General features: G+C 69.2%; 18 protein-coding genes. 10 read left to right on the forward strand and 8 right to left on the reverse strand.

Annotated elements, in window-relative coordinates:
- The first annotated feature begins 170 nt into the window (after positions 1 to 170).
- From KEG57_RS19860 to KEG57_RS19890, 7 genes are all read left to right on the forward strand, one after another.
- The gene (locus KEG57_RS19860; RefSeq protein ID WP_272422632.1) at positions 171 to 3,236 is read left to right on the forward strand and encodes an FHA domain-containing protein; all 3,066 of its coding nucleotides are present in this window, start codon (positions 171 to 173) and stop codon (positions 3,234 to 3,236) included.
- Between the two features lie 4 nt (positions 3,237 to 3,240).
- The gene (locus KEG57_RS19865) at positions 3,241 to 5,943 is read left to right on the forward strand and encodes a TonB-dependent receptor domain-containing protein (protein ID WP_272422633.1); all 2,703 of its coding nucleotides are present in this window, start codon (positions 3,241 to 3,243) and stop codon (positions 5,941 to 5,943) included.
- Positions 5,944 to 5,968: 25 nt separating this feature from the next.
- A complete protein-coding gene (locus KEG57_RS19870; protein ID WP_272422634.1) occupies positions 5,969 to 7,042 on the forward strand; it encodes a hypothetical protein in 1,074 nt (357 codons plus the stop codon).
- A 2-nt stretch (positions 7,043 to 7,044) separates the two neighbouring features.
- A complete protein-coding gene (locus tag KEG57_RS19875) occupies positions 7,045 to 7,275 on the forward strand; it encodes a hypothetical protein (protein ID WP_272422635.1) in 231 nt (76 codons plus the stop codon).
- A gap of 60 nt (positions 7,276 to 7,335) precedes the next feature.
- Complete coding sequence (locus KEG57_RS19880; RefSeq protein ID WP_272422636.1) at positions 7,336 to 7,905, forward strand: hypothetical protein; 570 nt, start codon at positions 7,336 to 7,338, stop codon at positions 7,903 to 7,905.
- Between the two features lie 10 nt (positions 7,906 to 7,915).
- Positions 7,916 to 8,623, forward strand: a complete 708-nt coding sequence (locus tag KEG57_RS19885) for an STAS domain-containing protein (protein WP_272422637.1) — start codon at positions 7,916 to 7,918, stop codon at positions 8,621 to 8,623.
- A gap of 213 nt (positions 8,624 to 8,836) precedes the next feature.
- Positions 8,837 to 9,052, forward strand: coding sequence for a KGG domain-containing protein (locus KEG57_RS19890; protein ID WP_272422638.1), 216 nt, complete (start codon positions 8,837 to 8,839; stop codon positions 9,050 to 9,052).
- Between the two features lie 82 nt (positions 9,053 to 9,134).
- Here KEG57_RS19890 and KEG57_RS19895 read toward each other — a convergent pair whose 3' ends face one another.
- The 5 genes from KEG57_RS19895 to KEG57_RS19915 all read right to left on the reverse strand — a co-directional run bounded on the left by KEG57_RS19895 (position 9,135) and on the right by KEG57_RS19915 (position 16,935).
- Positions 9,135 to 11,384, reverse strand: a complete 2,250-nt coding sequence (locus KEG57_RS19895) for a c-type cytochrome (protein WP_272422639.1) — start codon at positions 11,382 to 11,384, stop codon at positions 9,135 to 9,137.
- On the reverse strand, positions 11,381 to 12,967 hold the full coding sequence (locus tag KEG57_RS19900) for an Ig-like domain-containing protein (protein ID WP_272422640.1): 1,587 nt from the start codon (positions 12,965 to 12,967) through the stop codon (positions 11,381 to 11,383). Before KEG57_RS19900 ends, KEG57_RS19895 begins: the two co-directional genes overlap by 4 nt.
- A gap of 63 nt (positions 12,968 to 13,030) precedes the next feature.
- Positions 13,031 to 14,623 (reverse strand): PAS domain-containing protein, encoded by a 1,593-nt coding sequence (locus KEG57_RS19905; protein WP_272422641.1) that lies wholly within the window; start codon positions 14,621 to 14,623, stop codon positions 13,031 to 13,033.
- Positions 14,624 to 14,797: 174 nt separating this feature from the next.
- Positions 14,798 to 15,472: a YqiA/YcfP family alpha/beta fold hydrolase gene (locus tag KEG57_RS19910; protein WP_272422642.1), complete on the reverse strand. Its 675-nt coding sequence runs from the start codon at positions 15,470 to 15,472 to the stop codon at positions 14,798 to 14,800.
- Positions 15,469 to 16,935 (reverse strand): amidase, encoded by a 1,467-nt coding sequence (locus tag KEG57_RS19915; protein WP_272422643.1) that lies wholly within the window; start codon positions 16,933 to 16,935, stop codon positions 15,469 to 15,471. The genes KEG57_RS19910 and KEG57_RS19915 overlap by 4 nt, the downstream gene beginning before the upstream one ends.
- Positions 16,936 to 16,956: 21 nt before the next feature.
- On the opposite strand from KEG57_RS19915, the gene KEG57_RS19920 reads away from it, so the two are divergent.
- Complete coding sequence (locus KEG57_RS19920) at positions 16,957 to 18,681, forward strand: RecQ family ATP-dependent DNA helicase (RefSeq protein ID WP_272422645.1); 1,725 nt, start codon at positions 16,957 to 16,959, stop codon at positions 18,679 to 18,681.
- Between the two features lie 20 nt (positions 18,682 to 18,701).
- Here the strand turns inward: KEG57_RS19920 and KEG57_RS19925 are convergent, their stop codons facing one another.
- From KEG57_RS19925 to KEG57_RS19935, 3 genes are read right to left on the reverse strand one after another with little or no spacing between them, the layout of a single operon-like run.
- A complete protein-coding gene (locus KEG57_RS19925; protein ID WP_272422646.1) occupies positions 18,702 to 21,830 on the reverse strand; it encodes an efflux RND transporter permease subunit in 3,129 nt (1,042 codons plus the stop codon).
- 3 nt (positions 21,831 to 21,833) lie between these two features.
- A complete protein-coding gene (locus KEG57_RS19930; RefSeq protein WP_272422647.1) occupies positions 21,834 to 22,979 on the reverse strand; it encodes an efflux RND transporter periplasmic adaptor subunit in 1,146 nt (381 codons plus the stop codon).
- Positions 22,976 to 24,295: a TolC family protein gene (locus tag KEG57_RS19935; protein WP_272458693.1), complete on the reverse strand. Its 1,320-nt coding sequence runs from the start codon at positions 24,293 to 24,295 to the stop codon at positions 22,976 to 22,978. The genes KEG57_RS19930 and KEG57_RS19935 overlap by 4 nt, the downstream gene beginning before the upstream one ends.
- 220 nt (positions 24,296 to 24,515) lie before the next feature.
- Here KEG57_RS19935 and KEG57_RS19940 point away from each other — a divergent pair, with 220 nt between their 5' ends.
- Complete coding sequence (locus KEG57_RS19940) at positions 24,516 to 25,184, forward strand: response regulator transcription factor (protein WP_272422649.1); 669 nt, start codon at positions 24,516 to 24,518, stop codon at positions 25,182 to 25,184.
- Positions 25,181 to 26,587 (forward strand): sensor histidine kinase, encoded by a 1,407-nt coding sequence (locus KEG57_RS19945; protein WP_272422650.1) that lies wholly within the window; start codon positions 25,181 to 25,183, stop codon positions 26,585 to 26,587. The genes KEG57_RS19940 and KEG57_RS19945 overlap by 4 nt, the downstream gene beginning before the upstream one ends.
- The last annotated feature ends 153 nt before the right edge of the window (positions 26,588 to 26,740 follow it).

Below are 26,740 nucleotides of genomic sequence, written 5' to 3' on the forward strand. Positions count from 1 at the left end.
GGGGGTGAATTGGCCGGGCTCTGCCTGGCCAAGAGGGGGACGCGAGGCGTCCCCCTCGGGACCAACTCCGCTGGCGAACGCCACCCCGGCGCGCCTATCCTGCTCGCGTCACGCGAGGCGCGGCCGTCCCCGTTGCTCTCCGCGGACGTTCGTGGTGAAAGGTAGCCCGCATGGTCCCCGGCTTCGGCAAGCAGACCCTCACGATCGGCAGCGCTCCCACGTGCGACGTCGTCATCGCGGATCCCAGCGTCGCGCCCGAACACGCGCGCCTCGTCCATCAGGGCGGCGGCAGGCTCGTGTTCATCGGCGGCGGCGCGGCGCCCTCGTTCGCGAACAACCGTCAGCTCGCCCCGGGTGAAGAAGTCCCCTTCGACTTCCGCACCCAGTTCGTCGTGGGCCGCGCGCCCGTCCCGCTCAGCCACCCCGCCATCATCCTCTCGATCATGGCCACGGGCAGCGCACCTGCGCCTGCGGGGCAGCTCGTGATCGGCCGCGATCCGGCGCGCGCATCGCTCGTCATTCAACACCCGAGCGTCTCGAGCCAGCACGCCACCGTGATGCTCGATCGCATGCTCGTCGTCGACAACGGCTCGACGAGCGGCACGTACGTCGGCACCACGAAGATCCAGGCTTCACAGCCCGCGCCGATCGATCCGAACGGCGTCGTCGCGTTTGGCCCTGTGCCCGTCCCGATCGAGCTCCTCGCGCGCCTCGCGCAAGCCGCGCGTGGCGGCGCGCCCGTCGTGAGCGGCGCGTATGCGCAGCAGCCCGCGGCGCCCATGCCGCAGACGAATGTCTCGATGCCGCAGCAGGGCTACCCGCCCGCGCAGCAGCAGGGGTATCCCTCCATGCAGCAGCAGCCGCAGGGGTATCCGCCCGTCTCGGGCGCGGCGCCGGCGGCGGGTGCGCCGGGCAAGAAGAACAAGACCGTCCTCGGCCAGCTCGACTTCGCGGGCCCGAGTGGCGGCGGACAGAAGAGCATCGGCCGCACGCCCGACAACGACATCGTCATTCAGCACCCGCAGGTCTCGAGCCGCCATGCGCTCGTGCACCAGATGAACGGGCAGCTCTTCGTCGAGGATCGCGGCAGCGCGAACGGCACCTACGTCCGCGGCCAGCGCATCCCGCCGGGCCAGAAGATCGGCATCCAGAGCGGCGAGAAGTTCTTCATCGGCCCGATGCCGCTCCAAATCGAGCTCGGCTCCTCGGGCGCGGTCCAGGTCGTCCAGGAGGAGTACTCGGCCGATCGCTGGGCGGGCAAACCGCTCTACGAGATCGAAGCGTGGAGCCTCGTCCTCGAGGTCCCCGATCGTGACAACCCGAGTGAGATGAAGCGCCTGCTCGACGACGTCTCGTTCAAGGCGCTGCCGGGCGACATGATCGCGCTCATGGGCCCTTCGGGCGCGGGCAAGACGACGCTCTTGCTCACGTTGAACGGCTACCTCCCGCCCACGAGCGGCGTCGTCCGCATCAACGGCGAGGACCTCTACAACATCTACGACAACCTTCGCGGCTCGATCGGCTACGTCCCGCAGGACGACCTCGTGCATCCCGAGCTCACGGTCTTCGAGGCCGTGAAGTACAGCGCGAAGTTCCGCCTCCCGCCCGACTACTCCGAGGAGGAGATCGACGCGCGTGTCGAGCAGACGATCAAGGACCTCGGCCTCGAGGGCGTGAAGAACCTCCAGATCGGCAAGCCCGAGAAGAAGATCCTCTCGGGTGGTCAGCGGAAGCGCGTCAACATCGCGCTCGAGCTCGTCACCGACCCCGTCATCCTCTTCCTCGACGAGCCCACCTCCGGCCTCGCCGCCGACGACACGACCGCGCTGATCACGCTCTTGCACGACCTCACGAAGGCCACGGGCAAGACGATCATCATGACGATCCATCAGCCGGCGAAGGACGAGTACGAGAAGTTCTCGCACGCGCTGATCATGGGCTACGGCGGCGTGCCGATGTTCTTCGGCTCGACGCAGGGCGAGTCGTACCGGTTCTTCGGCTCGTGGAAGGAGCGGCAGGGCCAGCGCAACGACATCGACAACCCCCGCGACATGTTCGAGATGATCGCCTCGCGCGAGAAGGCCATCTACGAACAGATGCGCGCGCGGGATCCGAACGTGCCGCGTGGTCATGCGCGCAAGACCGCCGCGCTCGAGTGGCGCCGCGAGTACTTCAGCGATCAGAACCCGACGTACCGCAAGATGTACACGGGCCGGCGCGAGATAGGCGCCGGCCAGGGACAGCGCGCGATCCCCGAACGACGCGCCACCACGAAGGGGCAGCTCGGTCTTTTGCTCTCGCGTTACTTCAAAACGAAGATGCGAGACACCGCCGGCACCGTCATCATGCTCGCGCAGGCGCCGATCATCGGCGTCTTGCTCGCGATCGTGTTCGGCTGGCAGGAGAAGGCCGTCCCGGCGTGGTGCCTCGGCGCGCTTCAGGAGCTCGGCAAGAAGTTCGGCGGCAACACGAACACCGGCGACGTCTTGAAGAGCATGACGGCCACCGCCGACAACACCGGCGCCATCTTCTTCCTCGTCGTCGCCTCCGTCTGGTTCGGCACCTCCAACGCGGCGCGCGAGATCGTCAGCGAGCGGGCCATCTACATGCGCGAGCGCATGGTCACGCTGGGCCTGCTCAACTACGTCCTCTCGAAGTACATCCTGCTCGCGTTCTTCTGCATCATCCAGTGCACGATCCTCCTCGCGATCGTGTTCTTCACGCTCGGCTTCCACGGCGGCCCCGCGGCGTTCTTGATGCAGCTCGCCTCGCTCACGGCCACCTCGCTCGCGGCCGTTGCGCTCGGGCTCCTCCTCTCGACCGTCGTCACCTCGTCCGAGGCGGCCATGGCCTTGACGCCCATCGCGCTCATCCCTCAGGTCGTCCTCGGAGGGCTCATGGTCCCCATGACGACGGTGCCGCACTTGAAGCCCCTCATGATGATCATGCCCGCCCGCTGGGGCTTCGAGGGCTCCATCGTCCACGAGCGCCTCTCGCTCAAGGAGGATCCCTCGTGGGTCATCGACCTCGGCCGCACCGAGAGCGCACCTGCCGACTTCATCGAGGCTGGCAAATTCAAGTGCTCGATCGCGCAGATGGCCTCGGACAACCTCGCGGGTGGCTGGGGCTTCACGAACTACGAGAGCACGTGGCTGCCGTTCGCGGTGCTCGGGGGCTTCACGATTTCCCTCGTCGTCGTCCTTTGCGTCATCTTGAAGCGCCGCGATCCGGTATGACCACGTGAACGTGCTTCCTCGCCAGAAGAGCGCCCTCGCCCTCGTCCTCGCGGGGCTCGTCGCCGGGACCTCCTCCACGCCTGCCCTCGCGCAGACCGCCCCGCCCGGCGACGCCCCCGCACCCAACGCAACCGCTGCTGCGCCCACCGGCACGATGCCCCGGCCGCTGAACTACCAGCCGCCGGTGTATCCTCCCGAGGCCGAGAAGGCCGGCCTCGAAGCCACCGTCACCCTCCAGCTCGACATCGACAGGACCGGCAAGGTCAAGAACGTCGCCGTCATCGAGCCGGCGGGACACGGCTTCGACGAGTCGGCCATCGAGGCGGCGAAGAAGCTCGAGTTCGACCCTGCGCGCAAGGCCGACGGCACCCCCGTCCCCGCGCGTATCCTCTACCGCTACTCGTTCGCGCTGAAGAAGGCCGAGCCTCCGCCCGACGCGACCTCCGGGGACAAACCGGGTGCCGCGCAGGCGAGCGAGTCGCTCCGCGGCGTCGTCCTCGCGAGCGGCGGCGACGTCCCGCTCGCCGGCGCCACCGTCCTCCTGAGCGGCCCTTCCGGCCAGAACGAGGCCACGGTCGACATCGACGGCAACTTCCGCTTCGACGCGCTCGGGCCGGGCAAGTACCGCGTCATCATCACGGCGCCCGGCTACGACACGCTCGACGTCACCGAGGAGATCGCCGCGGGCGAGGCCATCGAGGTCAAGTACCGCCTCGTCGCCGCGAGCGACGGCCTCGAGGTCGTCGTGCGTGGCGCGCGCTCGCCGCGCGAGGTCACGAAGCGGACGCTCGAACAACGCGAGATGCTCCGCATCCCTGGCACGAACGGCGACGCCCTCCGCGCGCTCCAGAACCTGCCCGGCGTTGCGCGACCGCCTGCCATCGCGGGCATCTTGCTCGTACGCGGCTCGGCCCCGGGGGACACGCAGACGTTCCTCGACGGCACGCAGATCCCGCTCATCTACCACTTCGGTGGTTTGTCCTCGGTCGTCCCGACCGAGATGATCGAGCGCATCGACTTCTTCCCGGGCAACTTCAGCGCGCAGTATGGCCGCGTCATGGGCGGCATCGTCGACGTCGCGGTCCGCGCGCCCAAGAACGACGGCAAGTACCACGGCATGGCGCAGGCCGACCTCGTCGACGCGCGCTTCATCGCCGAGGGCCCCGTGCCTGGCACGAAGAACAAGGTCCGCTTCATCGCGGGCGCGCGACGCAGCTACCTCGACGCCACGCTTGGCCTCGCCCTCGACGCCGCGGGCGCGGGCATCACGCAGCTCCCCGTCTACTGGGATTATCAGCTCGGCCTCGAGGCGAACCCCACGCCGAGCTCGAGCGTGCGCCTCACCTTCTTCGGCGCGGACGACTCGATCGCGCTCGTCGCGGATCAGCCCCCGCCCGGCGAGCCCGCGATCAGCGGCAACGCCGGGTTTCACACGGGCTTTCACCGCATCCAGCTCCGCTACGACAACGACATCGACGACAAGAACCGCTTCTCTGCGGTCGCGGCGGTCGGCATCGACAAGCTCGATTTCGGCGTCGGCCCCTTCTTCTTCAACCTCACGAACTACAGCATCAGCGGGCGCGCCGAGTACACGCGCCGCATCAGCAAGGGCATCACGCTGAACAGCGGCCTCGACGTGTTCACGAACTACGCCGATGCGAAGTACCGCGGCCCTGCGCCGCCGCGCGCGGGCGAGCCCTCGGGCGGCCCCTTCTCCACGCGCCCGCTCATCGAGTCCGAGTTCAGCGGCTGGATCGTCAGCCCGGCCGGCTACGTCGAGCTCGAGATCGCGCCGACGGGCCGGGCCAAGCTCGTCCCGGGCGTTCGCGTCGACGGCTACAACCGCGTGGACGGCATCGACATTTCTCCACGCGTCAATGGGCGCATCGACCTCACCTCCAAGTTCCCGCGCTCGACGCTCAAGGGCGGCGTGGGCGCGTACACCCAACCGCCGCAGCCGCAGGAGACGATCCCTCCGTTCGGCTCGTCCGGGCTCCGCTCGAACCGCGCCATTCATTATGCGATCGGCGCCGAGCAGGAGTTCACGCGCAACATCGAGCTCAGCGTCGAGGGTTTTTACAAGCAGCTCGATCGCCTCGTCTCGCAGCAGGCCTCGGCCGTTGGCGGCGGCACCGACCGCGCGAACCTCGGCAAGGGGCGCATTTTCGGCGCAGAGTTCCTGCTCAAATACAAGGCCGACGCGAACTTCTTCGGCTGGGTCGCCTACACCCTCTCGCGCAGCCTCCGCACGCCGCTCCCCGGCGCCGAGGAGCAACCCGTCTCGTTCGACCAGACGCACATCCTCACCGCCCTCGGCAGCTACCGCCTCGGCGGCGGCTGGGAGATCGGCGCGCGCTTCCGCCTCGTCTCGGGCAACCTCACGACGCCGAACGTCTGCAACTTCGAGGAAGAGGGCTGCATCCCAAATCGCGCGAATGCCATTTACAACGCGTCCGTCGGCACCTACGTGCCGATCCCGTACAGCGGCCCCTTCAGCGAGCGATTCCCCATGTTCCACCAGCTCGACATCCGCGTCGATCGGCGGTTCCGCTTCAAGAGCTGGCAGCTCTCGATCTACCTCGACGTACAGAACGTCTACAACAGCCAGAACGTCGAGGGCATCGATTACAACTTCAACTACACCGCGCGGCAATACGTGACGGGCGTGCCGATCCTGCCGAGCTTCGGCCTTCGTGGTGACTTCTAGGCCAGCCTCACGAGGAGGGAATGGGATGAAGCAGACACGCGGTTTCCGACGTCACGTGCTCGGGGCGCTCGCCGCCGCGACGCTCGCCGCTCCGATCGTATCCGCGGGCTGCTCGCCTGGCTGGGTGTCGTCGAACCTCGTCAATGGCCTGCGCATCTTTGCCGTCACTGCGGACAAACCCTACGCGCAGCCGGGCGAGGAAGTCCGCTTCGACATGAGCTTCTACGACGGCTACCCCGACCCCGAGGGCGACGGCCCGCGCCCCGTCCAGATCCTCTGGATCGGCGGCTGTTACAACCCGCCGGGCGACCTCTATTACGGCTGCTTCCCGCAGCTCTTGCAGACGTTCCAGAGCCTCGGCCAGAGCGGCGGCATGCCCCCGCCCGGACTCATCGGCTTCGGCCCGACGTTCACGACCACGATTCCCGAGGACATCCTCTCCCAGCGCCCGGCGCCGGACGGCGGCTCGAAATACGGCCTGCAATTCGTGTTTTTCTTCGCGTGCGCTGGCGAAATCAAGCCGATCGAGCTCGACCCCTCGGGCAAAGCGGGCTTCTTCCCGTTCGGCTGCTTCGATCCCGAGGGCAATCGCCTCGCCGCCGACAGCTTCGTCCCCGGGTTTGCTCAGATCTACACGTTCGAGGACGGCCGCACGAACCAGAACCCGCCCGTCAGCGGAATGACGCTCAACGGCGAGCCCATTCCCGAGGATCTCAGCCAGGCCCCGACGGTCAAGGCGTGCCCCTCCACGGTCGACGAGCGCCGGGACGTCGGCTGCTTCGCGGGCGACCCTTACGAAAATTGCACCGAATACGAGATCGACCTCATCGTCGAGCCCAGCATCGCCGAGATCGATCCGGGCGAAATGGTCGACGGCAAGCAGATTTACGAGGCGGTCTGGGTCGACTGGCTGGTCGAAGCGGGCGACCTCACGGGTGGCGGGATCTCGCTCATCAGCGGCGTCACCGAGGGTTACAAAGACGAGCACAGCACGAAATGGATGCCGCCTGCCGAGCCCGGCCTTTACCAGATCTGGGGCGTCGTGCGTGATACGCGCGGTGGCTCGACCTTCGTGCAGCGCTATATCCGAGTGGAGTGACCATGACCCAGGAACCCACGATCGACACCACGTCGAAGGCCCGGACCTGCTCGTGCGGCCACGGCCGCGAGCACCATCTCGTAAGCCCCGAGGGCGTCTACACGATGTCCGGGTATCTCCGCCTCTTCTTTGGCATCTCGGCGCGGCCTACCAAGGTGAAATACCGCTGCCGTCGCTGCAATGAAGTATTCTCCGTGACGACGGATCCTGCCATCCTCGACCAACATTACTGATTCCCGGTCGATCGCGCATTTTCCTTGACGCCCGATCCCACGCGTCAAAGGATTGCACGCATGGATCGCTTTTCGCGTTATGCGCCCCTGGAGCTACGCCCCCACGCCGATCCCGGAATGGACGATCGCTCTGGGCCGACGCTGACGCTGGGAAGCCTCTTTACCATGCTCGTGACCGTCGGCGGGGACGACGTCCCGCCGGAATATGTCGCGGCGTGTCGAAACATCGATCCGGAGGCCTGGTATCTCGGCCAGGACCTCGAAACGATTCTCAACAAGCTCGAAGACCGGGATCCCGCGCTCCCCGAGCTCATCGGCCGGAACATCTATTTCATGTTCCGCACCCAGCTCCACGGCCTCGGGATCAAGACGCCGGCCGATTTCATGGTCCAGCTCCCGACCATGTGGAAATTCGCGACGCGGGGCGACAGCGGCACGTGGCGCGCCGCCATGAAGGGCGAGCGGCATGCGATCGTCGAGTCGCATCAACCCTTCAATTGCCATTTCGAGATCGGCGGGCTGCGCGGGTTCATCGAGGCGCTCGACGCGTACGACGTGGAGATCGCGCATTCGACGTGCGTGAGGCGAGGGGATCCTTTCTGCACGTTCGACACGCGCTGGCAGGAATGAGCGCCGTCCGATGAGCCACGAGGCAGGGGACGTACACCAGAAGCCGCCGCTCGCCGCGCGGCTCGTCGACGAGGAGATGGACCTCCTCCGCTGGATCGGCTCGCGGATGAGCCGCGTTCTGCGCGGTCAGTACGACGAGCTGCCTTTCATCGATCGCACGGACGAGCTCGGCATCGTGGCGAACATGGTGGCGCGCGTGGCGCGGGAGCTGCGCCGGAGCCGCGAGCGGGACGAGGCGCGGCGAGAGGAGCTCGTGCTGCGCGGGCGCGAGCTCGAGGCGCGCGTGAAGGAGCTGGAGGAGGCGCGCGCGGAGCAGGAGCGGCTGCTCGCGGCGGTGCAGGAGCTCTCCGCGCCCGTCCTCGAGGTGTATCGTGGCGTCCTGCTCGTCCCGATTGCGGGCGCGCTCGACGCCACGATGCTCGCGCAGGCCGAGGAGCGCGTGCTCGCGCGGGTGGCCGCGGCGGGCGCGCGCACGGTGATCCTCGACATCACGGGGGCCTTGGCGATCGATCCCGTCGTGGCGGAGGGCCTCGTTCGCATTGCGAGGGCCCTGTCGCTCCTCGGGGCACGGGTCGTGCTATGCGGCGTGTCGGCGGCTGCGGCACGTACGGCTGTGCAGCAGGGCCTCGATTTTGCGCCGGCGATCGTGCGCGCCGATCTCGGCAGCGCGCTCGAAGCGGCGATTGGCGCCGAGCTCCGTCGGACGCGCAGAACCTAGGGCAAGCGGGCCCGGGTGTCCGCGGACAAACCGACCGGACCGGGACGACCCTTCGAGGGCCTTACGAATTGGTAAGGCGACCGCTCGACGTTCGAGGGACCGCACCCCAGAGAACCGCGTGTGGAAGGTGACGCGGGGGACGCGACGGTGCGGATGGGCCGCCCGTCGTGGATCACCGTGACAAACGACCTTCGACTCGAAAGGGAGTGCGTCATGGCACAGGAGCAGAAGAAGGGCCAAATGACGGTCGAGGAGGCGGGACGCAAGGGCGGCGAGACTGTCCGTGACGAGCGTGGCTCCGAGTTCTACTCCGAGATCGGTCACAAGGGTGGCCAGCGCGTGCGCGAGCTCATCGAGGAAGGCAAGCAGGCCGAGGAGTCGGGCGGCGGCGGCAGCAGCGGCAGCAGCGGCAGCTCGAACAAAAGCTGAGTTCGGCCGAGCTGACACGGGCCGTTGAAGCAGGGCCGCGGCGAGGACATGAAACCGTGTCCGGCCGCGGCCTTTTTCGTGTTCAGGGTTCGTCGTCGTCGATGGTGAGCAAATATCGCTCGAGGTCGTCGAGACCCGCGTCGTCGAGGTGGCTCGTTTTGCCGTGCTGATCCGTGGCATTGCGATCCCGGAGCACGGCGCGGAGCGTGGGGGCAGAGCCGTCGTGCAGATAAGGCGCGCTCTTCCAGAGCCCGCGCAGCGTCGGTGTATCGAGCCCGGGGAGCGGGCTCCCGAGCCTCGATCCGGAGCCTGGCCCGAGCGTCCCGACGTCGTGGAGCACGTAGTTCTTGTCGGCCTTGAGCGCGCTGTCCGTGAAATGGGGCGGCGCGTGGCACGTCGAGCAGCCTGCCTCGGCCGAGAAGAAGATGTCCTTGCCCTTCTGGCGCGAGGCCAGAGCGGCGGGATCGTTCGAGCGGTACGGGCTCTTGCCGAACGAGCCAAGTGAGGCGACGTAGGTGGCGAGCGCGTCGAGCTCCGAGGACAAACCTTCTTTCGGTGCGCCGAGCGTCTGATCGATCATCCCCGAATGGAAGACGTCGTCCGGCAAGAATCCCGCTCCGCCCATGGGGCCGCGGATGTCGTGCTCGAAGTCCTGCACCTCGTCGAAATTGGCGCTCCAGTGCAGCGGCCCGTGCGCCGTGCCCGCCCGCCCTGCGAGCGGAATCGTATTGCGCAGGCCCTCGCCTCGCTGCGTGAAATCCCAGACGAGATGGTCCCCTTCCCCGTCGAGGTGGCACGAGGCGCAGGACATGTAGCTCGTGCGGCTCATGCGGGGATCGCGACTGCTGTAGAAAATACGTTTGCCCCGTAAAACCTCGTCGGACAGCGGCTCGACGGTCGCGGTGGCGACCTGGCCGAGCGGAACGGGCGGGCTCGACAGATCGCTGACGTCGTAGACGCGCACCTCGCGCGAGAGTGACGCGTGCACCCAGAGCGTCTTTCCGTCTTCGCTCAGGGCGAGACCGTCGGGCGCGTGGCCCACGTCGTCGATCGAGCCGGCGACGTCGAAGCTCACGGCGTCGCGCACCTCGACGCGCTCGGCGCCCTGGATCGCCACGTAGATCACGTCGCCCTCGGGGGAAAAGACGGCCGCCGAGGCGAAATCGAGATCGTCGAACGCATACCGCCCGGCTTTGCGCTCGAACGGTTTTTCCGTGGGCCCGCCGAGCTCGATCTCGGTGAGGATCGCGCGCGCGGTCGTCTCGAAGCTCAGCGGTTTGCCCGTCCGGTACAATCCCGTCACGGTGTTCGCGCGGAGCGAGGGGACGATGGCGCGGCCACCGTCGGGCGAGGGGACGACCTGGTTCAAGAAGCTCGGTACGCCGCTGTTGTTCGTGTCGCTGTCGAGCCCGACGTCGGGCGGGAGAAGGAGCGGCTCGCCCACCGCGAGCGCCGCCGGGTTCGTCGCGTCGATCACGGCCACGTTCGCGCCGTCGGCTGTCGCGCGCCAGCGCGTGACGAGCACCGTCCCGTCCGCGATGGCCGCGACGCCGCGTACGTCCGGAAAAACGGAAACCCTCGACAGGATCTGGTTCCCCTCGGCGCGGACGGCGGCGAGCTCGCCCGTGCCCGAGAGCGTCACGAAAAACGTGCCCTCGCTGCGCGGATCGGCGACGACGCCGAACGGCGCGCTGCCCGGACCGAATTCGACCTTTCCGCTCGTTTCTTGCTTGTCGAGGTCGAAAAACACGACCGTGCCGTCGCCCTGGCAAGCCGCCGCGAGGGTCGCGCCCGAGATCGCGAGCGTGCGTGGCGCGTCGCAATGCACGAGCGGCTGAGGGGCGGAGGCCGGCAGCTCCTTGTCGAGCCGCGCCACGTGATCGTGATCTGTATTCGCGACCCAGAGGTGGCTGTGCTTGGTGTCGTGGACGATCGTGCTCGACGTGTTCGGCCGGATCGCCATGGGCTTCGGCACCACGGCCACGCCACGGGTGACGACGAGCTTCTGCCCCGCGTAGATCGCGGTCGCGCCGAGGAGGCGACGGCCGGGCTGCGTATAGACGTGACAAACCTTGGTAAACAGGGTGGCCGGGGGAATGGCCGTCCCGTCGCCGAGGTTCCAAGCGACCTCGGCCGTCGGGCCGCCCGTGACCGTGAGCGAAAAACAGGTGTTGTCGCCGACGTAGGCGACCGCAGGACCCTCGATCGGGCTCAGCGCGAACGGCTCGGGCGACGGCGGTTTTTGCGAGCCCTCGTCACCGCAGGACGCGAGGGCGGCCCCGACGAGCGCGATCCCGAGGGGAACGGCGGCGCGCGCGCGTGTCGTTCTCATTCTTCCTCCTCCTCCGAGTAGGGCGGGGGCGGCGGCGGGAGGAAGCAGGGGCCGGTCTTGAACGTCGAGCGGAACTCGGTCGCCGTGGGATTGCCGTTGAAATCGACGACGCCGCCGGCGGGCACGACGACCTCGTATTCGGTGTCGGGTTCGAGCGGCGAGGCGGGCCAGAAATTCACGATGCCCTCCTGCCCCGAATACTGGCCCTTGATGGGCTCGTTCGTGCCGACCTTGCGGACGATGAACGAGCCCTCCCAGAGCGAGCCGAGATCGACGAACTCACCAAACGTGAGGCCGATGCGCGTCGTGAGCGGCTGCGCCGTGGCGCCGTCGCGCGGGTTCACCATGGTCACCTCGGGCCCGCGCGAATCGGGGGTTTCGAGGAACGGCGCGACGGCGCTGCCGTGGTCCTCCTCGGCCTTGTCGTCGACGCTCAAGACGACGACGTTGCCGATGGGGATGATCGTGTCGAGGTCACCCGTGAGGTTGAAGCGGCGGAGCAGCGTGGGCTTCGTCGGATCGGAGACGTCGACCGCCTCGGCGAAATGGCTCTCGCCGACGAACGCCACGTTTTCCTTGAGGAAGACGTACCCGCCGTTTCCGTCGGGCGCGTGGTAATCGCCGAGGTATTTCGGCGCCTCGGGGTTTCCGATGTCGTAGATGATGACGCCGCCGCCGCCGGATTTGCGGGCGTACCAGGTCTTGTCGCCGTTCAAATGGGCGTGATAGGCCTCCTGCCGGATGCCCGCGCCGTCCTCTATCTCGAACGTGCCGCCGGGGATGGGCGTGGGCCGCGCGGGATCGCCGATGTCGAGCAGCGCGGTGCGTGATCCTTCGGCAGCCATGACCGCGAGCAGGTTGCCCACGGCGAAGATGGCGCCGGCACGCAGCGGCGGGTCGAACTTCAATTTTGTAATGGGAATCGGTTTGGCCGGGTCGGTCGCGTCGACGACGAAGATGCCATTGTCGGCCGCGGCGACGTAGACGTATGGGGCTTGCCAGAAGACCGAGAGGACGACGCGCGCGTACGCGTCGGGCCAGAAGACGCCGCGGAACGTGAGATCACTCGTGACCGTGGGCGCCTCGGGATTCGCGAGATCCCAGAATTGAATGCCGTTCACGCCATTGACGACGGCCTTCCAGCCGTTCATCCGGGCAAACCCGGCCGCGTGGGTTTCGCGCATGAGCGGCGAGAAACTCGTGCCGACTTGCGTGGGCGTGCAGGGGTCGTCGAAGCGATACGTGGACAGGCCGCCGCCGCCCCACTCGGGCGCCCACGGCATGACGAGGTGACCGTCGAGCATGGTGACGGTGTTGTGGTGATCCGTATCGTCCTCGGGGCCGCCGTCGAGGAATGCGCAATTCACCCCGAGGACGTCCGTCGAATACGTCTGCGCCGGGCCGCCCGGCCCTTTCCAGGAAAGCGGGCTCGCCGGGCTCGCGGGGAGCGGGGTCGTGGCAGGCGCCGCGCAGACGAGCCCGTCGGGCTCGACCGGCTCGGACCCGCCACATCCGGCGAGCGCGATCACGCCGAGCACGGGCAGGACGCGGCGGGACCATTCGATGACATCGTATTTTTGCATGCCTCTGCCTCCGAAGCTCCCCCGCGGAGAACATCGGAATGGGCAGGAGGCGTCAATGAGGGATCAGCGCCTACGTGGCGGGGCCGCACTCCGCGCCACTTCGCGCGAGAAGATCGCCGCGCGCAGGGTGCGTTTCGTGACGAAGCCGGAGAGGTCGATGCCGAGCTCGACGATGGTCTGGGCGACGGCGGGCCGGATGCCGCTGATGACCGCGTCGGCGCCGAGCAACCGAATGGCGCGCACGATGCTCATCAGGTGATCGGCGGTGTGGGTCTCGATCGTCTCGAGGCCCGTGAGGTCGAGAACGACGCTCGCGACCTGCCGCTCGACGATGGCCGCGAGCAGGCGGTGCATGATCTCCTCGGCGCGGGTCTGCGTCATCCCGCCGACGATGGGGACGGCGAGCACGCCCGCGGCCACCTCAAGCAGCGGCGCGGAGAGCGTGAGGATCTCCTGGTGCTGGGCCTCGATGATGGCGAGCTTCTGGTCGAGCTCGTCGACGAGCGCGGCCTTGGCCTCGGCCTGGCGGAAGGCCTCGACGGCGCGCCGCTCGACCTCCGTCGCGGCCTCTTCGAGCTTGCGCTGGGTCTCGAGGCGCGTGGTGATGTCGACGCTGCAGCCGAGCACGTTCACCTCGCCGTTCGGCCGGACGAGCGGGCGCCTCGTCGTCTGGTACCAGCGCTCTTCGCCCGTGTGCCAGTGTACGAGCTCCTCGACCATGCGCTCTTCGAGCGTGCCGAGGACCTGATGGTCGATGCCCAGGAAGGTATCCGCCCGCCTGCGCTCGTTGAGGTCGCGCTCGTGCTGGCCGACGACCTCGTCGACCGTCTTGCCGAAGATGTCGGCGAAGGCCTTGTTCGCGAGCAGGAAGGTGCCGCAGTCGTCCTTCACGAAGATCAGGTTCGGATCGCTGTCGATGACCTGACGGATGAAGTCCTGCTGCTCGCGCAGATCCCGCTCGGCGCGGAGCTGCTCGGTGACGTCCTGGCCCACGCAGAGGACCAGGCGCTCCTCGGGCCCCTCGCCCTCGACGGGGATGAGGTGGAAGAACATCGAGCGCGTGCCGAGCGCGGTGGGCACGTCGCTCGTGATGATCTCCTCGGTGCCGGTGGCGAGGACCCGCGCTTCGACCTCGCGCACGAAGTCAGCGTCGGCCGGGTCGATCAAAAGCGCGCGCGTGCCGCTCTCGCGTTCCTCCTTGGCGGCGGCGCCGAGCAAGCGAGCGCGTGTCTCGTTGGAGAAGATGCTCCGGCCCTCGGCGTCGACGAGCGAGACCGTCACGGGCAGGCGATCGAGGATGCGGCGCAGGAGCGTCGCGGGGATCCGGTCGTCGCGCGAACGCGGCGCGGATTCGCGTGCGGGTAGGACGACGGCGCGCGCGTGCACGAGCGCGGCGCGGGAATCGCCGTCGGGCACGGGCACGATCGTCACGACGTGCGGCGTGGGGCGAGTTTCGAGCGTGACCTCGGCGCGCGGGGTTTCACCCGAGAGAACCTTCGCGAGGGCGGCGGCGAGGGAGGGCTCGGTGAGCGGGGAATCGGGGAACGTCGTGGTCCAGGCCGCGTTGGCCTTCTGGACCAAGAGGGCTCGGTCGACGATGGCGATCGGCTCGGGGAAGACGCCGAGCGCGGCATCGGAGAGGCGACCGTCGTTCATGGCTCCATGGCGCGAACGTGCATGACGTCGACGAGCTCGCTGCGTGTCCCCCGCTGGCCGCACGCGATGGTTGGAGGAAGGGGTCCCCGCGACACAGCGTGCGCCGCGCGCGTTGATGATCGCCCTCGCGGGCAAGGAAGGTCAAGCATGATGGAGGATTGAAGACGCGGCAACTCAGGAGCGAGCAACCGAGCCCAAGAACGGCGCGAGGAAGGATTCCGACGCGGAGAGGATGTGAGGGAGCGATGCAATGAGCTCGTGCCCATCGTCGAGCTCGTGCAGCGTGACGTGACGGCGTCCTTCAGCGAAATCGCGCGAGCGATCGATCGAGACGACGTCGTCGCGTGTGCCGTGAAGAACCAGCGTCGGGACGCGCACGTCGGGGAGCACGCCGTCGTTGCCGTCCACCGCTTCGAGGTCCTGGAAAAACCCGTAGTCGACGCGGGCTTTGCCGCCCGTCGTGAGATCGTCGACCGAAAGGAATCCCGTCTCGGCCCAGCGCGCCATGCCCTCTTCGCCGAGGCGCGCACGCCAGCGTCGCGAGAGGTCGAAGGCGGGCGCGAGGAGCACGAGGGCCGCGACACGCGCGTCCATCTCGGCCACGCGACTCGCGACGAGGCCGCCGAGGCTCGAACCGAAGAGGACGGCGCGATCCCGTTCGCCGCCGATGCGGCGACGAACCTCGGCGACCATCGCGGAGACGCGCAAGTGCTCGAACGAGGGCAAACGCAGATCGAGGCAGTCGATCTCGACGCCGCGGCGGCCGTAGTGTTCGGCGACGGCGACGCCCTTCTTGGAGCGGGGACCGGAGGCGAAGCCGTGGAGATAGAGAAAACGTGGACTCGTCACGGTGCGATCGTAGCGCGGCTCTGGCCTCGCGTCTTTCGACGCGCCTTCGTCCAGCCGCCGAGGTCTTCTTCGAGCGCACGCGCGACGGCGATGGTGAGCGCATCCGCATTGCGCCTCCCTGCGACCTGCACGCCGAGGGGCAAGCCGATCTCGTCGAAGCCCGCGGGCACCTGCGTGACCGGGAACGCGAGCACGTTGAAGACGGCCGTGCAGACGAAGTCGAGCGGCGTGAGCAACGGCTCCCAGTGGCGCGGTGCCGAGCGTGTGTACGTCGGGTGCAGGATCACGCCGCGCGGGCCGAGCTCGGCTTCGAGCTCCTCGCGCAGGCGTTTGCCCGCGGTGGACCACGTCGCGATCGGCGCGGGCACGCTTTTCAGGAGCGCCTCGATGCCCGCGACGAGGAGGGCCTGCACCGTGTGCGGCGCGGAGGGGAACGGCGCGCGGAGGAGCTCGCGCGCGATGCGGATCGGACGACCGTTGCCGAGGACCTCGCCGTACGTCAGCGCGCCGGCCTCTTCCTCCATCATCGCGGTCCAGATGAAGAGCGCTTTTTCGAGCCCGCGCGTGCGGAGCTCTGCGATACGCGCGCCGCGGGCTTCGAGCGCCGCGGCCGCGCGCCGCACGGCCTGCCGCTTGCTCGGGCGGATGCGCGCCGCGCCCGTCGTTTCGAGCGGGTACACGGTGACGTCGCGGAGATCGATCGTGTCGGGTTGCTCTTCGAGGGTTCGCTCGGCCATGAGCCCGAGCAGCGGCCAGAGGTCCTCGGCACGGCGGGTCATGGGGCCCGTGCAGAGGAACGTGTCGAGCGCGCCGGGCACGTCAGGCCAGTAGCCCTGGTTCGAGACGAGGCCACCCGTGGGCTTGTGGCCGAACACGCCGCACATCGCGGCGGGGATGCGGATCGAGCCGGCGATGTCGGAGCCGATGCCGAACGGAGACGCGCCGGCCGCGAGGATCGCGGCCTCGCCGCCGCTCGATCCGCCGGGGATGCGCGCGAGATCCCAGGGGTTGTTCGTGCGGCCGTAGACGCGGTTGTCGGTCTCGAGCCAGAGTCCGCCTTCGGGCATGTTCGTCACGCCGAGGACGACGGCGCCGGCCTCGCGCACGCGGCGCACGACGCGCGCATCCTGCTCGGCGCGCAGGTGCTTGCGGGCGAAAACGCCTGCGGTGTGCGGCATGCCAAGGACGGCGATGCCTTCCTTCACGGTGCAAGGCACGCCGAAGAGCGGCGGCAATGGCTCGCCCGCGCGGTTTCGCGCGAGTTTGTCCGCGGCTCCCCTCGCCTCCCGCCGCGCGTGCTCGAACCGATCGGCGACGACGGCGTTGAGGGCGGGATTCTCCGCTTCGATGCGCGTGATGTAGAGGTCGACGAGATCGACCGGTGAAAGCTTCCCTTCGCGAATGAGGGACGCGAGCTTCTGGGCGGAGGCGGAGAGCAGCTCGTCGGAACCGGCGAACGACATGGAGGCGAGATTCTAGAGCACATGGTGGCCGCCAGGGTCCGCCATGGCGGCGTCGCCTCTTCGGCGCGCGATCTTCGGGACGAACCCCGACGGATCCAGGGTGATTTCGCGCGGCACGGCGCTCGCTTCGGGACGGCGCTCGTGAACGCCAAAGCACCCCTGCCCGATCTCGATGCCCTGCTCGCGGCCCACTTCGGCTTCGCGGAGCTCCGGCCCTTCCAGCGCGAGGCGATCGACGCGCTCCTCGCCGAAAACGCGGGCGGCCGCGTGCTGCTCGTCGCGCCGACCGGAGGCGGCAAATCGCTCTGTTATCAGCTCCCCGCGCTCGCGCTCCGCGGCACCGCGCTCGTGGTCTCGCCGCTCGTAGCGCTCATGGAGGATCAGGTCCGCGGCCTCGAAGCGCGCGGGATCCCAGCGACGTTTTTCGCGTCGACCCTCGCGGCCGAGGAGAACGGTCGTCGCCTCGCCGCGCTCCGCAGAGGGGCCTTCAAGCTCGTGTACGCCGCGCCTGAGCGGCTCGGGCACGCGGGGCTCGCGGCGGCGCTCGCCGCAGCGGGGACGTCGCTCGTGGCCATCGACGAGGCGCATTGCATCGTGCAGTGGGGCCACGACTTCCGGCCCGATTACCTGCGCATCGGCGAGGCGCTCGCCCAGCGCGGGAAGGCCCGCATGATCGCGTGCACGGCGACGGCGACGCGGGCCGCGCGCGGGGAGATCATGCGGCGGCTCGGCTGGGATCCGCGCAAGGTCGTCACCGTGCTGCGGGGGTTTTTCCGACCGAACCTCGCGCTCCGCGTGGTGCGGGTGCGGACGCCGCGCGAGGTCCTCGCGGAGGTGCGGCGCGCGCTCGCCGAGGCGCTCTCCGGGCCGGGCGCGGGCATCGTGTACACGGCGACGCGCAAGTCGGCCGAGGCGCTCGCGGCGGCGCTGCGCGCGGATGGATGGGACGCACCCGTCTACCATGGAGGGACGGCCGCGCCGGAGCGTGCACGGATTTCCGCGGCGTTCGCGGCCCACGAGACACGCGTGCTCGTCGCGACGAACGCGTTTGGCATGGGTGTGGATCGTCCCGACGTACGGATCGTCGTGCACGCGGAGACGCCTGGATCGCTGGAGGCGTATTACCAGGAAGTCGGGCGCGCGGGGCGCGACGGGCACGATGCGCGCGGGGTGCTGATCGTCACGCCGAAAGATCTCGCGCTCCGGCGAAGACTCTGCCGCCTCGGCCCCGACGGCGCGCCCGCGCCGCGCGCGGAAGCATCTCGCGCGCTCGGGCGCCTCGCGGAGCTCGTGCGGTACATCGACGGCAAGAGTTGTCGCCACCGGATCCTGCTCCGGCATTTCGGCGACGATCCACGCGTGATCGACGGTGGTTGCGGGCGCTGCGACGTCTGCGTCGAGGCCGAGCCTCCCGACACGGTGCGGGATCCGCCGCGCTTCGAGGACGAACCCGAGCCTCCGCCGACAAACCCCGACACGCCCACGAAGCCGCCGCCCCCCGCGGCGCCCACGGGCGTGCCTCCGGAGCTCTTCGAGGCCCTGCGCCGCTACCGGCGGGCACGCGCGCTCGCGCTCGGCGTCCCCGCGTACGTGGTCGCGCCGAACCGCGCCCTCGTGGAGATGGCGATGCTGCGGCCGGCCTCGGCCGACGAGCTGCTCGGCATCCGGGGCATGGGAAAGGGCCGGGTCGCGGCGCATGGACAGGGGTTTTTGCGGGTGATCGGCGGGGAGGCCGTCGAGGCGTGAGCTCGCGCGTCGGGCTTCGGCTACTCGGCGTCGCCGGAGGCCTCCACGGGCGCCGGGCGCAAGGCAAACGCGCGACGCGCCCGGTCGGAGAGCTCGACGGCGAGCCTGTACATCACGGGCAGGACCACGAGCGAGAGCAGCGCGGCCGACACGGTGCCGCCCACGATGACGACCGCGATCGGCCGTTGCGTCTCCGCGCCCATCGCCTTCGACACGGCCGCCGGCAAGAGCCCGAGCGCCGCGAGCGCCGCCGTCATCAGCACCGCCCGCAGGCGATCCTTCGCCCCCTCCATCACCGCCTCGTCGAGGCCGAGGCCCTGCGCCCTGCGCTCGACGATCGCCGAGAGCACGAGCACGCCGTTCAGCGAGGCCTGCCCCACGAGCGCGATGAACCCGACGGCCGCCGCGATCGAGAGCGGCATGTCGCAGGCCCAGAGCGCGACGGCCCCGCCCACGAGCGCGAACGGCACGTTGAGCAGCACGAGGACCGCGAGTGGCATCGATCGGAAGGCGTTGAACAGGAGCCCCAGCGTGATCAGGAGCGCCACGGGCAGGACGAGCGCGAGCCTGCGCATCGCGCGCTCCTTCGATTCGAACTCCCCTCCCCACTCGACGCTCATCCCGCTCTCGAGCGGCACCTTCGTCTCCACTACCTTGCGCGCGTCGTCCACGAACGACCCGAGATCCCGCCCGCGCACGTTCATGCGCACGCCGATGTAGCGCTGCCCGTTCTCGCGGTTGATCGAGGCGCGCCCGTAATCCACGCCGATCTCGCCGAGCGAGGAGAGGGGCACGAGCGCGCCCGAGGACGTCGGCACGCGCAGGTTCTCGATCTGCTCGAGCGAATCCCGCGAGGCCTCGGGGAAGCGGATCACGACGTCGAAGGATCGATCGCCCTCCCAGAGCTTGCCGACCGCGCGCCCCCCGAGCGCCGTCGACACGAAGCCCTGCACGTCCTCCATCGACAAACCGTATCGCCCGAGCGCCTCACGGCTCGGCCGGATGCGGACCTGCGGGACCTCGCCGCTCTTGACGATGCCGAGATCGGCGATGCCCGGCACGTCGGCGAGCGCGCGTTTCGCGTTTTCCGCGGCCTCCTGGAGCCTGGGCATATCGTCGCCGTAGATCTTCAGCGCCACCTGCCCGAACTGCCCCGAGATGTTCTCGTTCACGTTGTCGCGGATGGGCTGCGAGAAGTTCACCTCGAGCCCGGGGACGACCGAGAGCGAGGCCTGCATCTTGGCGATGAGGGCGCCGAGCGTGGGCGCGTCCGGCCCCCACTCCACCGCGGGCTTGAGCTTCACGAACATCTCGAGGTTGTTCGACATCGTCGGATCGGTGCCGTCCTCGGGCCGGCCGAGCTGGCTCACGCGCGCCTCGACCTCCGGGAACGCGTCGACGATCCGGGCGATGATCGGCGCGAGCCTGCGACCCTCGCTGAGCGAAACGTTGGAGGGCAAAGTGAACGTCAGGTAAAGCGCGCCCTCGTTGAGCTCGGGCAAGAACTCGCTCCCACGCCGGGCGAGCAGGACCCCGCTCGCGCCGAGCGAGGCCGTCGCGAGGAGCAGGACCGCGAGCGGTCGCCGCAAGGACGCGCGCAGCGTGGGCACGTACACCCGCGCCGCCCAGCGCAGCACGGGCGACTCGCGGTGTGGCCTCGGTTTGCGGTACGCAAACGTCGCCAGCACGGGCACGAGCGTGATCGAGAAGATCAAGCTGCCCACGAGCGCCGCGACCACCGTGTGCGCGAGCGGCGCGAAGATCCGGCCCTCGACACGTTGCAGGAGGAAGATCGGCAGGTACGCCGCGATGATGATCAGGAGCGAGAACACGGTCGGACGAACCACGTCGCCGACGGCCCGCTCGATGCGCTCGCGCGCGCCCGAGGGCGGCTCGGAGGGCGCGTGGTGCGACATGCGGTGCACGATCGACTCGACGATCACCACCGCGCCGTCGACGATGATCCCGAAGTCCACCGCGCCCATGGAGATGAGGTTCGCGCTCATGCCCCGCGCCTTCAGGTAGATGAAGGCCGAGAGCAGGGACATCGGGATCACGCTCGCCACGATCAGCGCCGCGCGCAGGTCGAGCAGCACCACGAAGAGCACGAGCACGACGAGCACGGCGCCCTCGGCGAGGTTTCTCGCCACGGTCTCGAGGGTCTTCGACACGAGCTCCGTGCGGTCGTAGAAGGTCCAGATCTTCACGCCGCGCGGCAGGACCTTGCCGTTCAGCTCGTCGATCTTCGCTCGTACCGCGGAGAGCACCTCGCTCGGGTTCTCCCCGCGCCGCATGAGGATGATGCCCTCGACCACGTCCGGATCGTCCGCGCGCCCCACGATGCCCTGCCGCGGCGTCCATCCCTCCTGCACGCTGGCGAGATCCGAGAGGTAGATCGGCGTGCCGCCACGGGTCGCCACCGCGATCCGGCCGATGTCCGCGGCGCCGGAGAACAGGCCCTCGCTACGGATGACCAGCGCCTCGGCGCCCCGCTCCACGATGCCGCCGGACGCGTTCTCCGACGAGGCCTCGAGCGCACCCACGAGCTCGCTCATCCCGATGCCCTTGGCCGCCATCGCCCCGGGATCCGGGTGGACCTGGATCTCGCGCACGAGGCCGCCGTAACTCACGACGTCGGCCACGCCCTGCACGCGGAGCAGGCGCGGGCGCACCACCCAGTCCTGCAGTGTGCGCAGTTCGAGCGGGTCGCGTTTGTCCGACGACAGCGTGTACCGATAGATCTCGCCGATCGGCGTGGAGAGCGAGCCGAGCTCAGGCCGCACGCCCTCGGGCAGCTCGGCGTTGCGGAGCCGCTCCGTCGTCTGCGCGCGGGCGAAGATCGGATCGATGCCGTCGCCGAACGTGAGGGTCACGAAGGACAAACCGAAGAGGTTGATCGCGCGGACCCGCACGAGCCCCGGCGTGCCGTTGACGGCGCGCTCGATCGGAACGGAGACTTGGCGCTCCATCTCCTCCGCGGGTTGCCCGGCGTAGAGCGTGATGACGTTGACCTGGGTGTCGGTCGGATCGGGGAACGCCTCGATGGTGACCCCCGAGAACGCCCAGCTCCCGAACGCGGCCACGATCAAGGTGACGAGCAGGACGGCGCCGCGATGACGGAGCGCCGCGGCCACGATGTTCTCGAACATGGCTTATCCCTCGACATCGAGCGCGTTGAGCAAGAGGAGCGCGCCGCTGCTCACCACGCGCTCGCCGGGACGAACGCCGGAGAGGACCTCCGCGCGCTCCTTCGATTGGCGCCCGACCTCCACCGCGCGCCGCTGAAACGTGCCCGGCGTGGTCTCCACGAACACGATCGACCGCGCCCCGTCGCTCACGATCGCCGAGGCCGGGACCCCCACGACCTGCGCCTCGCCGGGCGGCTTGAAGAGCACGCTCACGAAGGCGTTCGGCCGCAGCAGCTTTCGATCGTTCTTCACGCGCACGCGCACGGGCACGGTTTGTCGTTCTGGATCGACCACGTCCGACACGGACTCGATGGTCCCGGAGATCCCGGTCTCCGCGCCGTCCGGGAAGCGGATCTCGGCCGTGCGCCCCGGCGTGAGCGCGGACGCGTCCCGCTGCGCGACGTCAGCGAGCACCAGCACGTCGCCGAGATCGGCAACCGTGGCGATGGGTTTGTCCCCGTCCGGCCCGACCTGCTTGCCCGGCGTCGCGTCGAGCTGCACCACGGTCCCGGCCCGATTCGCGAGCACCCAGTACGACGTGGCGCCGGCCGTCTTGATCGACAGGCTGCGGATCTTCTCGGCTGCCGCCTGCGCCGCGAGCTTCGCCTCGTCGAGCTCGCTCTGCGCGACCGTCAGCTCGTTCTGCGACGCGGCGCGCACCTCGACGAGCTTCTCGATCCGCTCGACGACGGCCTTGCGCGTCTTGATCGCGAGCTCCGCGGCGCGCCGCTCGTGCTGGAGCGTCGGCAGATCCGCGGTCCGCACCTCGATCAGCCGATCGCCCTCCGCCACGCGATCGCCGAGCCGCACGTTGACCGTCACCACGCGCCCGGCGAGCGGCGCGAAACTCGGCGCCGTCAGGCTCTCCACCGTGGAGACGCGCGCCGTCACCGGCGGCAGCGGCAACGGCTCACCCGCGGCGGCCTCCGTGGTCGCGAACTTCATCGGCCCCGGCGCGGCCGGATCGAGCTTCACGACGTCCTCGGCGGCCGAGAACGGCGGTCGTGCCTTCTCCTGCGGACTCCCGTGGCATGAGACGCCCGCCGCCCAAAGCAGCACGAGCGCGAAGGCAGAGAGGGTTCGTCGGGGGCTTCGTGCGGATCGGTTCATCGTGGGTCCTCGTTTGTCCTTCCAAGCTCGGCGGCGATCTCGAGCGCCGCATCGAAGGCTTCCGCAAAGCTCTGGGCCTCGGCGACGACGAGCTCGCTCACCGTGCGCCGGGCCTGGATCACGTCCGTGAGCGGCAAGAGCCGTCCTTCCGCGGCGCGCGCGAGTTCCTTCAGCGTCCCCTCCGCGCGCGGCAGAATTTCCTCCGACAGCGAGCGCTGGCGCTTCTTCTGCGCGGAGAGCCGCTGCTCGAGCACGGGCAGGCGCGAGCAGCTCGTGTCCAGGGTCTTCTGCCGCTCGGCCGACATACGCGCGCGCTTCGCCTCCGCGGCCGCGAGCTCGGCCTGCCCGCGATCGAAGATCGGCAGCGGGATGCTCACGCTCAGGTTCAGGCTGTTCACCTGGTTGCCCGAGATCACGAACTGATCACGCAGGTAGCCGACACGCACCGTGGGATCGGGGATCGCCTGCGCCCGTGCCCACCGCGCCTCCGCGGACGCGGCCTCGCCATACGCCGCGAGCGCCCGCACGTCGGGCCGGTCCTCGACACGACCGACAGACCCCGCACGCTCGATCCAGCGCGCGAGGAAGCGGCGCGCCTCGTCCGCATCTGCAAAAGGCTCGCAGGGCGCGCCGAGCGTCGCCGTGCAGTCGGCAACCGCCGCGCTCACCTCGGCCTCGGCCGATCGAACTTCCTGCTCCAGGCGACTCGCTTCCACCTTCAGCCGCTCGACCTCGAGCCCCGACGCGAAATCCGCCGCGAGGCGCGCCGCGCCGAGCTCGGCCTGCTTGCGCCCCTCGTCGGCCATGCGCCGCAAGCCTTCGAGCCGCATCGTCGTGGCCGCGAGGAAGCCGAGCGTCCGCGCGAGCGAGAGTGCCCGCGCGCGCACGTCCGCGGAGAGCCCGGCCCGCGCCGCACGTTCGAGCGCCTGCGCCCGATCCTGCAGCGGCCCGCGCTTTCCGATCGGAAATGTGTACGCGAGGGAGACGCCGTAATTCGGCACCTGCGTCATCGGCGACGAAAGCCCCGCGGGGTTCGTCGGGCCAATCGGGATCGTCCCCCAGCTCGCCTCGAGCGTGGGGTTCGGCAAGGTCTGCGCCTTCTTCACCTCGGCCGCGGCGAGATCCACCTCGAGCGCCGCGCTCTCCACGCCTCGCGCACGAGCGCGCACGAGCGCCTCCAGCGATCCGAGATCGAGCTCGGCGCTGGGACGAAGCGCGCCCTTCTCCGGCGCGCTCGCAGCCTCCGCGGCGGAGGCGAAAGGCAAACACGCGGCGAGCGCAAGCGCCGCGCAGAGCCAGGGTTTCCGATGGGCCATGCTCATCGGCGTACCGTCTAAGGCCCTCGGCTCGGCCGAGCATGAACGGCCGATGAAGATTCCTTCAGCCGGATCGCGCGCTCGAGGCGGAAGATGAAGCGCAGATGAAGAAGTCTTCATGCGCCTGCACGCGTCGCCGCTGGAAAACCGCGGGATCGAGGCGAAACCCGGCGCGCCCACGAACGGCGCTCGCGTGGCTCCAGGCTAAGCTCGTACTTCGATGAAAATCCTCGTCGTGGAGGACAACAAGAAGCTCGCGAGCTTCCTGTCGCGGGCGCTCAGCGAAGAGGGCTACGCCGTCGACGTGGTCGCCGACGGCGCCACGGCGATCCAGCAGATCCAGGCGCTCTCGTACGATCTCGTGATCCTCGACTGGATGCTGCCCGAGATGGACGGGCTCTCGGTTTGTCGCACCGTGCGGCAGAGGGGCTGCCAGGTCCCGATCCTCATGCTCACGGCGCGCGCCGAGGTCCCCGAGCGAATCGCCGGCCTCGACGCTGGCGCTGACGATTACCTGGCCAAACCCTTCGATCTCGGCGAATTGCTCGCTCGCGTCCGCGCGCGTGGGCGCCGCGCCTCCCTCGTCGACGCGGTCCTCCGCGTGGGCCCGCTCGTCGTCGATCGCGCCGATCGCCGCGCCACGGTGGACGGGCGCAGGATCGATCTCACGCCGCGCGAGTTCGCGCTCGTCGCCTACCTCGCGCGCGAGGCGGGCCGCGTCGTGCCGCGAACGGAGCTGCTCGCGAAGGTGTGGGAGACGAGCTTCGATCCCGGCTCGAACGTGGTCGAGGTGCACGTGAAGAACATCCGCGAGAAGCTCGGCCCGAACGCCTCCCTCATCGAGACGGTGCGCGGGATCGGCTACCGCCTCGCGCTGAGCGGTTCATGAAGCTCAAGAACCGCTTGAGCCTCGCCGTCACGGTCGTCAGCGCCGCGACGCTGCTCACCTCGTTCCTCACGGTCTACGTCCTCGTGCGCCGCGACGAGACGCGCGATCTCGACCTCGCCCTCGTCGCGCAGGCGCACGCGCTCGCGCAGATCACGGACGCGAAAAACCCGGGGAGGCCCACGGTGCTCGACGGCGTCGCCGAGGTGCCCGAGAGCCTGCGCCCGACCCAGCGCTACATCGCGGTCTACGACGAGCGCGGCGCGCTCCTCTCGGCGACGATGAACTTCGGTAGCGAGGTGCCGAGCTTCGAAAGCCTCGGGGCTTCGGCGGCGTTGCCCACGGAAGGCGTGCCGGTCGATCTCGGCGTGAACGGCAAGGCCCTCCGCGGCGTCACCGTGCCCGTCGGAAACGGGGGCGCCGCGCTGCTCTACGCCGCCTCGCGCCGGACCGTCGACGAGGACGCGAGCTTTCTGCACCGCACCCTCGGCGTGCTGTTCCTCTCGGCGACCGTCGCGACCGCGCTCTTCTCCCGCTGGCTCGGCGGCCGCCTCGCGGGTGACGTGCACGCGATCGCCCGCGTGGCGCGCGAGGTCGAGCGCGGCAACCTCGAAGCGCGCGTCGCCGACGGCGCCCACGGCAGCGCCGAGACGCGCGCGCTCGCGGCCGATCTCGACCACATGATCGAGTACCTCGGCGCGCTCGTCGCCGCGCAGCGCCTCTTCGTCTCGCACGCCGCGCACGAGCTACGCTCCCCGCTCTCCACGCTGCGCGGCGAGCTCCAGCTCGCGCTGCGCAGGCCCCGCGACGCCGCCGGCTACCAGCACACCATCGAGGAAGCCCTCGTCGACGTCGAAGCCCTCTCGCGCCTCTCCGAGGATCTCCTCACGCTCGCGCGCGTACAGGCTCCGCGCTCGCTCGCTTCCGAGGTCGTGACCGTCGCCGAGGTCGTCTCCGAAGCGCTCCGCCTCGCGCGCGGACCGGCGGAAGCGCGGCGCGTATCGCTCGAACAGGCCCCGGAGAACCCGACCACCGCGCCGCTGCTCGTCCGCGGGGATCGAAGCGAGATCATCCGCGCGCTCCGGAACCTCGTCGACAATGCGGTCGCTCATGGCCCCGCGGAGGCGCCTGTCCTCACCACGATCATGCGCCGCGACGCCTCCGTGGAAATCGCCGTGATCGACCGCGGCCCCGGCGTCGCAAAGGAGGACGAGCCCCACATCTTCGAGCCGTTTTACCGCGGCACGAGGGACCGCAGCGACGACCGCCCCGGCGCCGGGCTTGGCCTCGCCATCGCGCGTGGCATCGCGCGAAACCTCGGCGGCGACGTATGGCTCGATCGGAGCCACCAGGGCGGCGCGCGCTTCGTCCTTTCGCTCCCCGCGCAGGCCGACGCCGGTGCTTGACCGAACGAGCTCGACCGCTGCAATGGTATGTCGGGACGATCGCAAAGCGTGCCTTTCCGGAAATCTTTTCGCAGCATGATGTTTCGTGCACGAAGAAGATTGACGCAACGCATTGACATGCTACGCGGACACGAGCCGATCGACCGTTCGCTG

Source organism: Polyangium jinanense, from assembly GCF_028435365.1.

What these genes read in the sequence shown, in the direction of transcription:
- KEG57_RS19885 (WP_272422637.1), top strand. Translation starts at nt 7,916, where the DNA reads ATGAGCCACGAGGCAGGGGACGTACACCAGAAGCCGCCGCTCGCCGCG.
- KEG57_RS19930 (WP_272422647.1), bottom strand. Translation starts at nt 22,979, where the DNA reads ATGAACCGATCCGCACGAAGCCCCCGACGAACCCTCTCTGCCTTCGCG.
- KEG57_RS19890 (WP_272422638.1), top strand. Translation starts at nt 8,837, where the DNA reads ATGGCACAGGAGCAGAAGAAGGGCCAAATGACGGTCGAGGAGGCGGGA.
- KEG57_RS19860 (WP_272422632.1), top strand. Translation starts at nt 171, where the DNA reads ATGGTCCCCGGCTTCGGCAAGCAGACCCTCACGATCGGCAGCGCTCCC.
- KEG57_RS19870 (WP_272422634.1), top strand. Translation starts at nt 5,969, where the DNA reads ATGAAGCAGACACGCGGTTTCCGACGTCACGTGCTCGGGGCGCTCGCC.
- KEG57_RS19895 (WP_272422639.1), bottom strand. Translation starts at nt 11,384, where the DNA reads ATGAGAACGACACGCGCGCGCGCCGCCGTTCCCCTCGGGATCGCGCTC.
- KEG57_RS19915 (WP_272422643.1), bottom strand. Translation starts at nt 16,935, where the DNA reads ATGTCGTTCGCCGGTTCCGACGAGCTGCTCTCCGCCTCCGCCCAGAAG.
- KEG57_RS19925 (WP_272422646.1), bottom strand. Translation starts at nt 21,830, where the DNA reads ATGTTCGAGAACATCGTGGCCGCGGCGCTCCGTCATCGCGGCGCCGTC.
- KEG57_RS19920 (WP_272422645.1), top strand. Translation starts at nt 16,957, where the DNA reads ATGGTGGCCGCCAGGGTCCGCCATGGCGGCGTCGCCTCTTCGGCGCGC.
- KEG57_RS19935 (WP_272458693.1), bottom strand. Translation starts at nt 24,295, where the DNA reads ATGGCCCATCGGAAACCCTGGCTCTGCGCGGCGCTTGCGCTCGCCGCG.
- KEG57_RS19905 (WP_272422641.1), bottom strand. Translation starts at nt 14,623, where the DNA reads ATGAACGACGGTCGCCTCTCCGATGCCGCGCTCGGCGTCTTCCCCGAG.
- KEG57_RS19875 (WP_272422635.1), top strand. Translation starts at nt 7,045, where the DNA reads ATGACCCAGGAACCCACGATCGACACCACGTCGAAGGCCCGGACCTGC.
- KEG57_RS19880 (WP_272422636.1), top strand. Translation starts at nt 7,336, where the DNA reads ATGGATCGCTTTTCGCGTTATGCGCCCCTGGAGCTACGCCCCCACGCC.
- KEG57_RS19900 (WP_272422640.1), bottom strand. Translation starts at nt 12,967, where the DNA reads ATGCAAAAATACGATGTCATCGAATGGTCCCGCCGCGTCCTGCCCGTG.
- KEG57_RS19940 (WP_272422649.1), top strand. Translation starts at nt 24,516, where the DNA reads ATGAAAATCCTCGTCGTGGAGGACAACAAGAAGCTCGCGAGCTTCCTG.
- KEG57_RS19945 (WP_272422650.1), top strand. Translation starts at nt 25,181, where the DNA reads ATGAAGCTCAAGAACCGCTTGAGCCTCGCCGTCACGGTCGTCAGCGCC.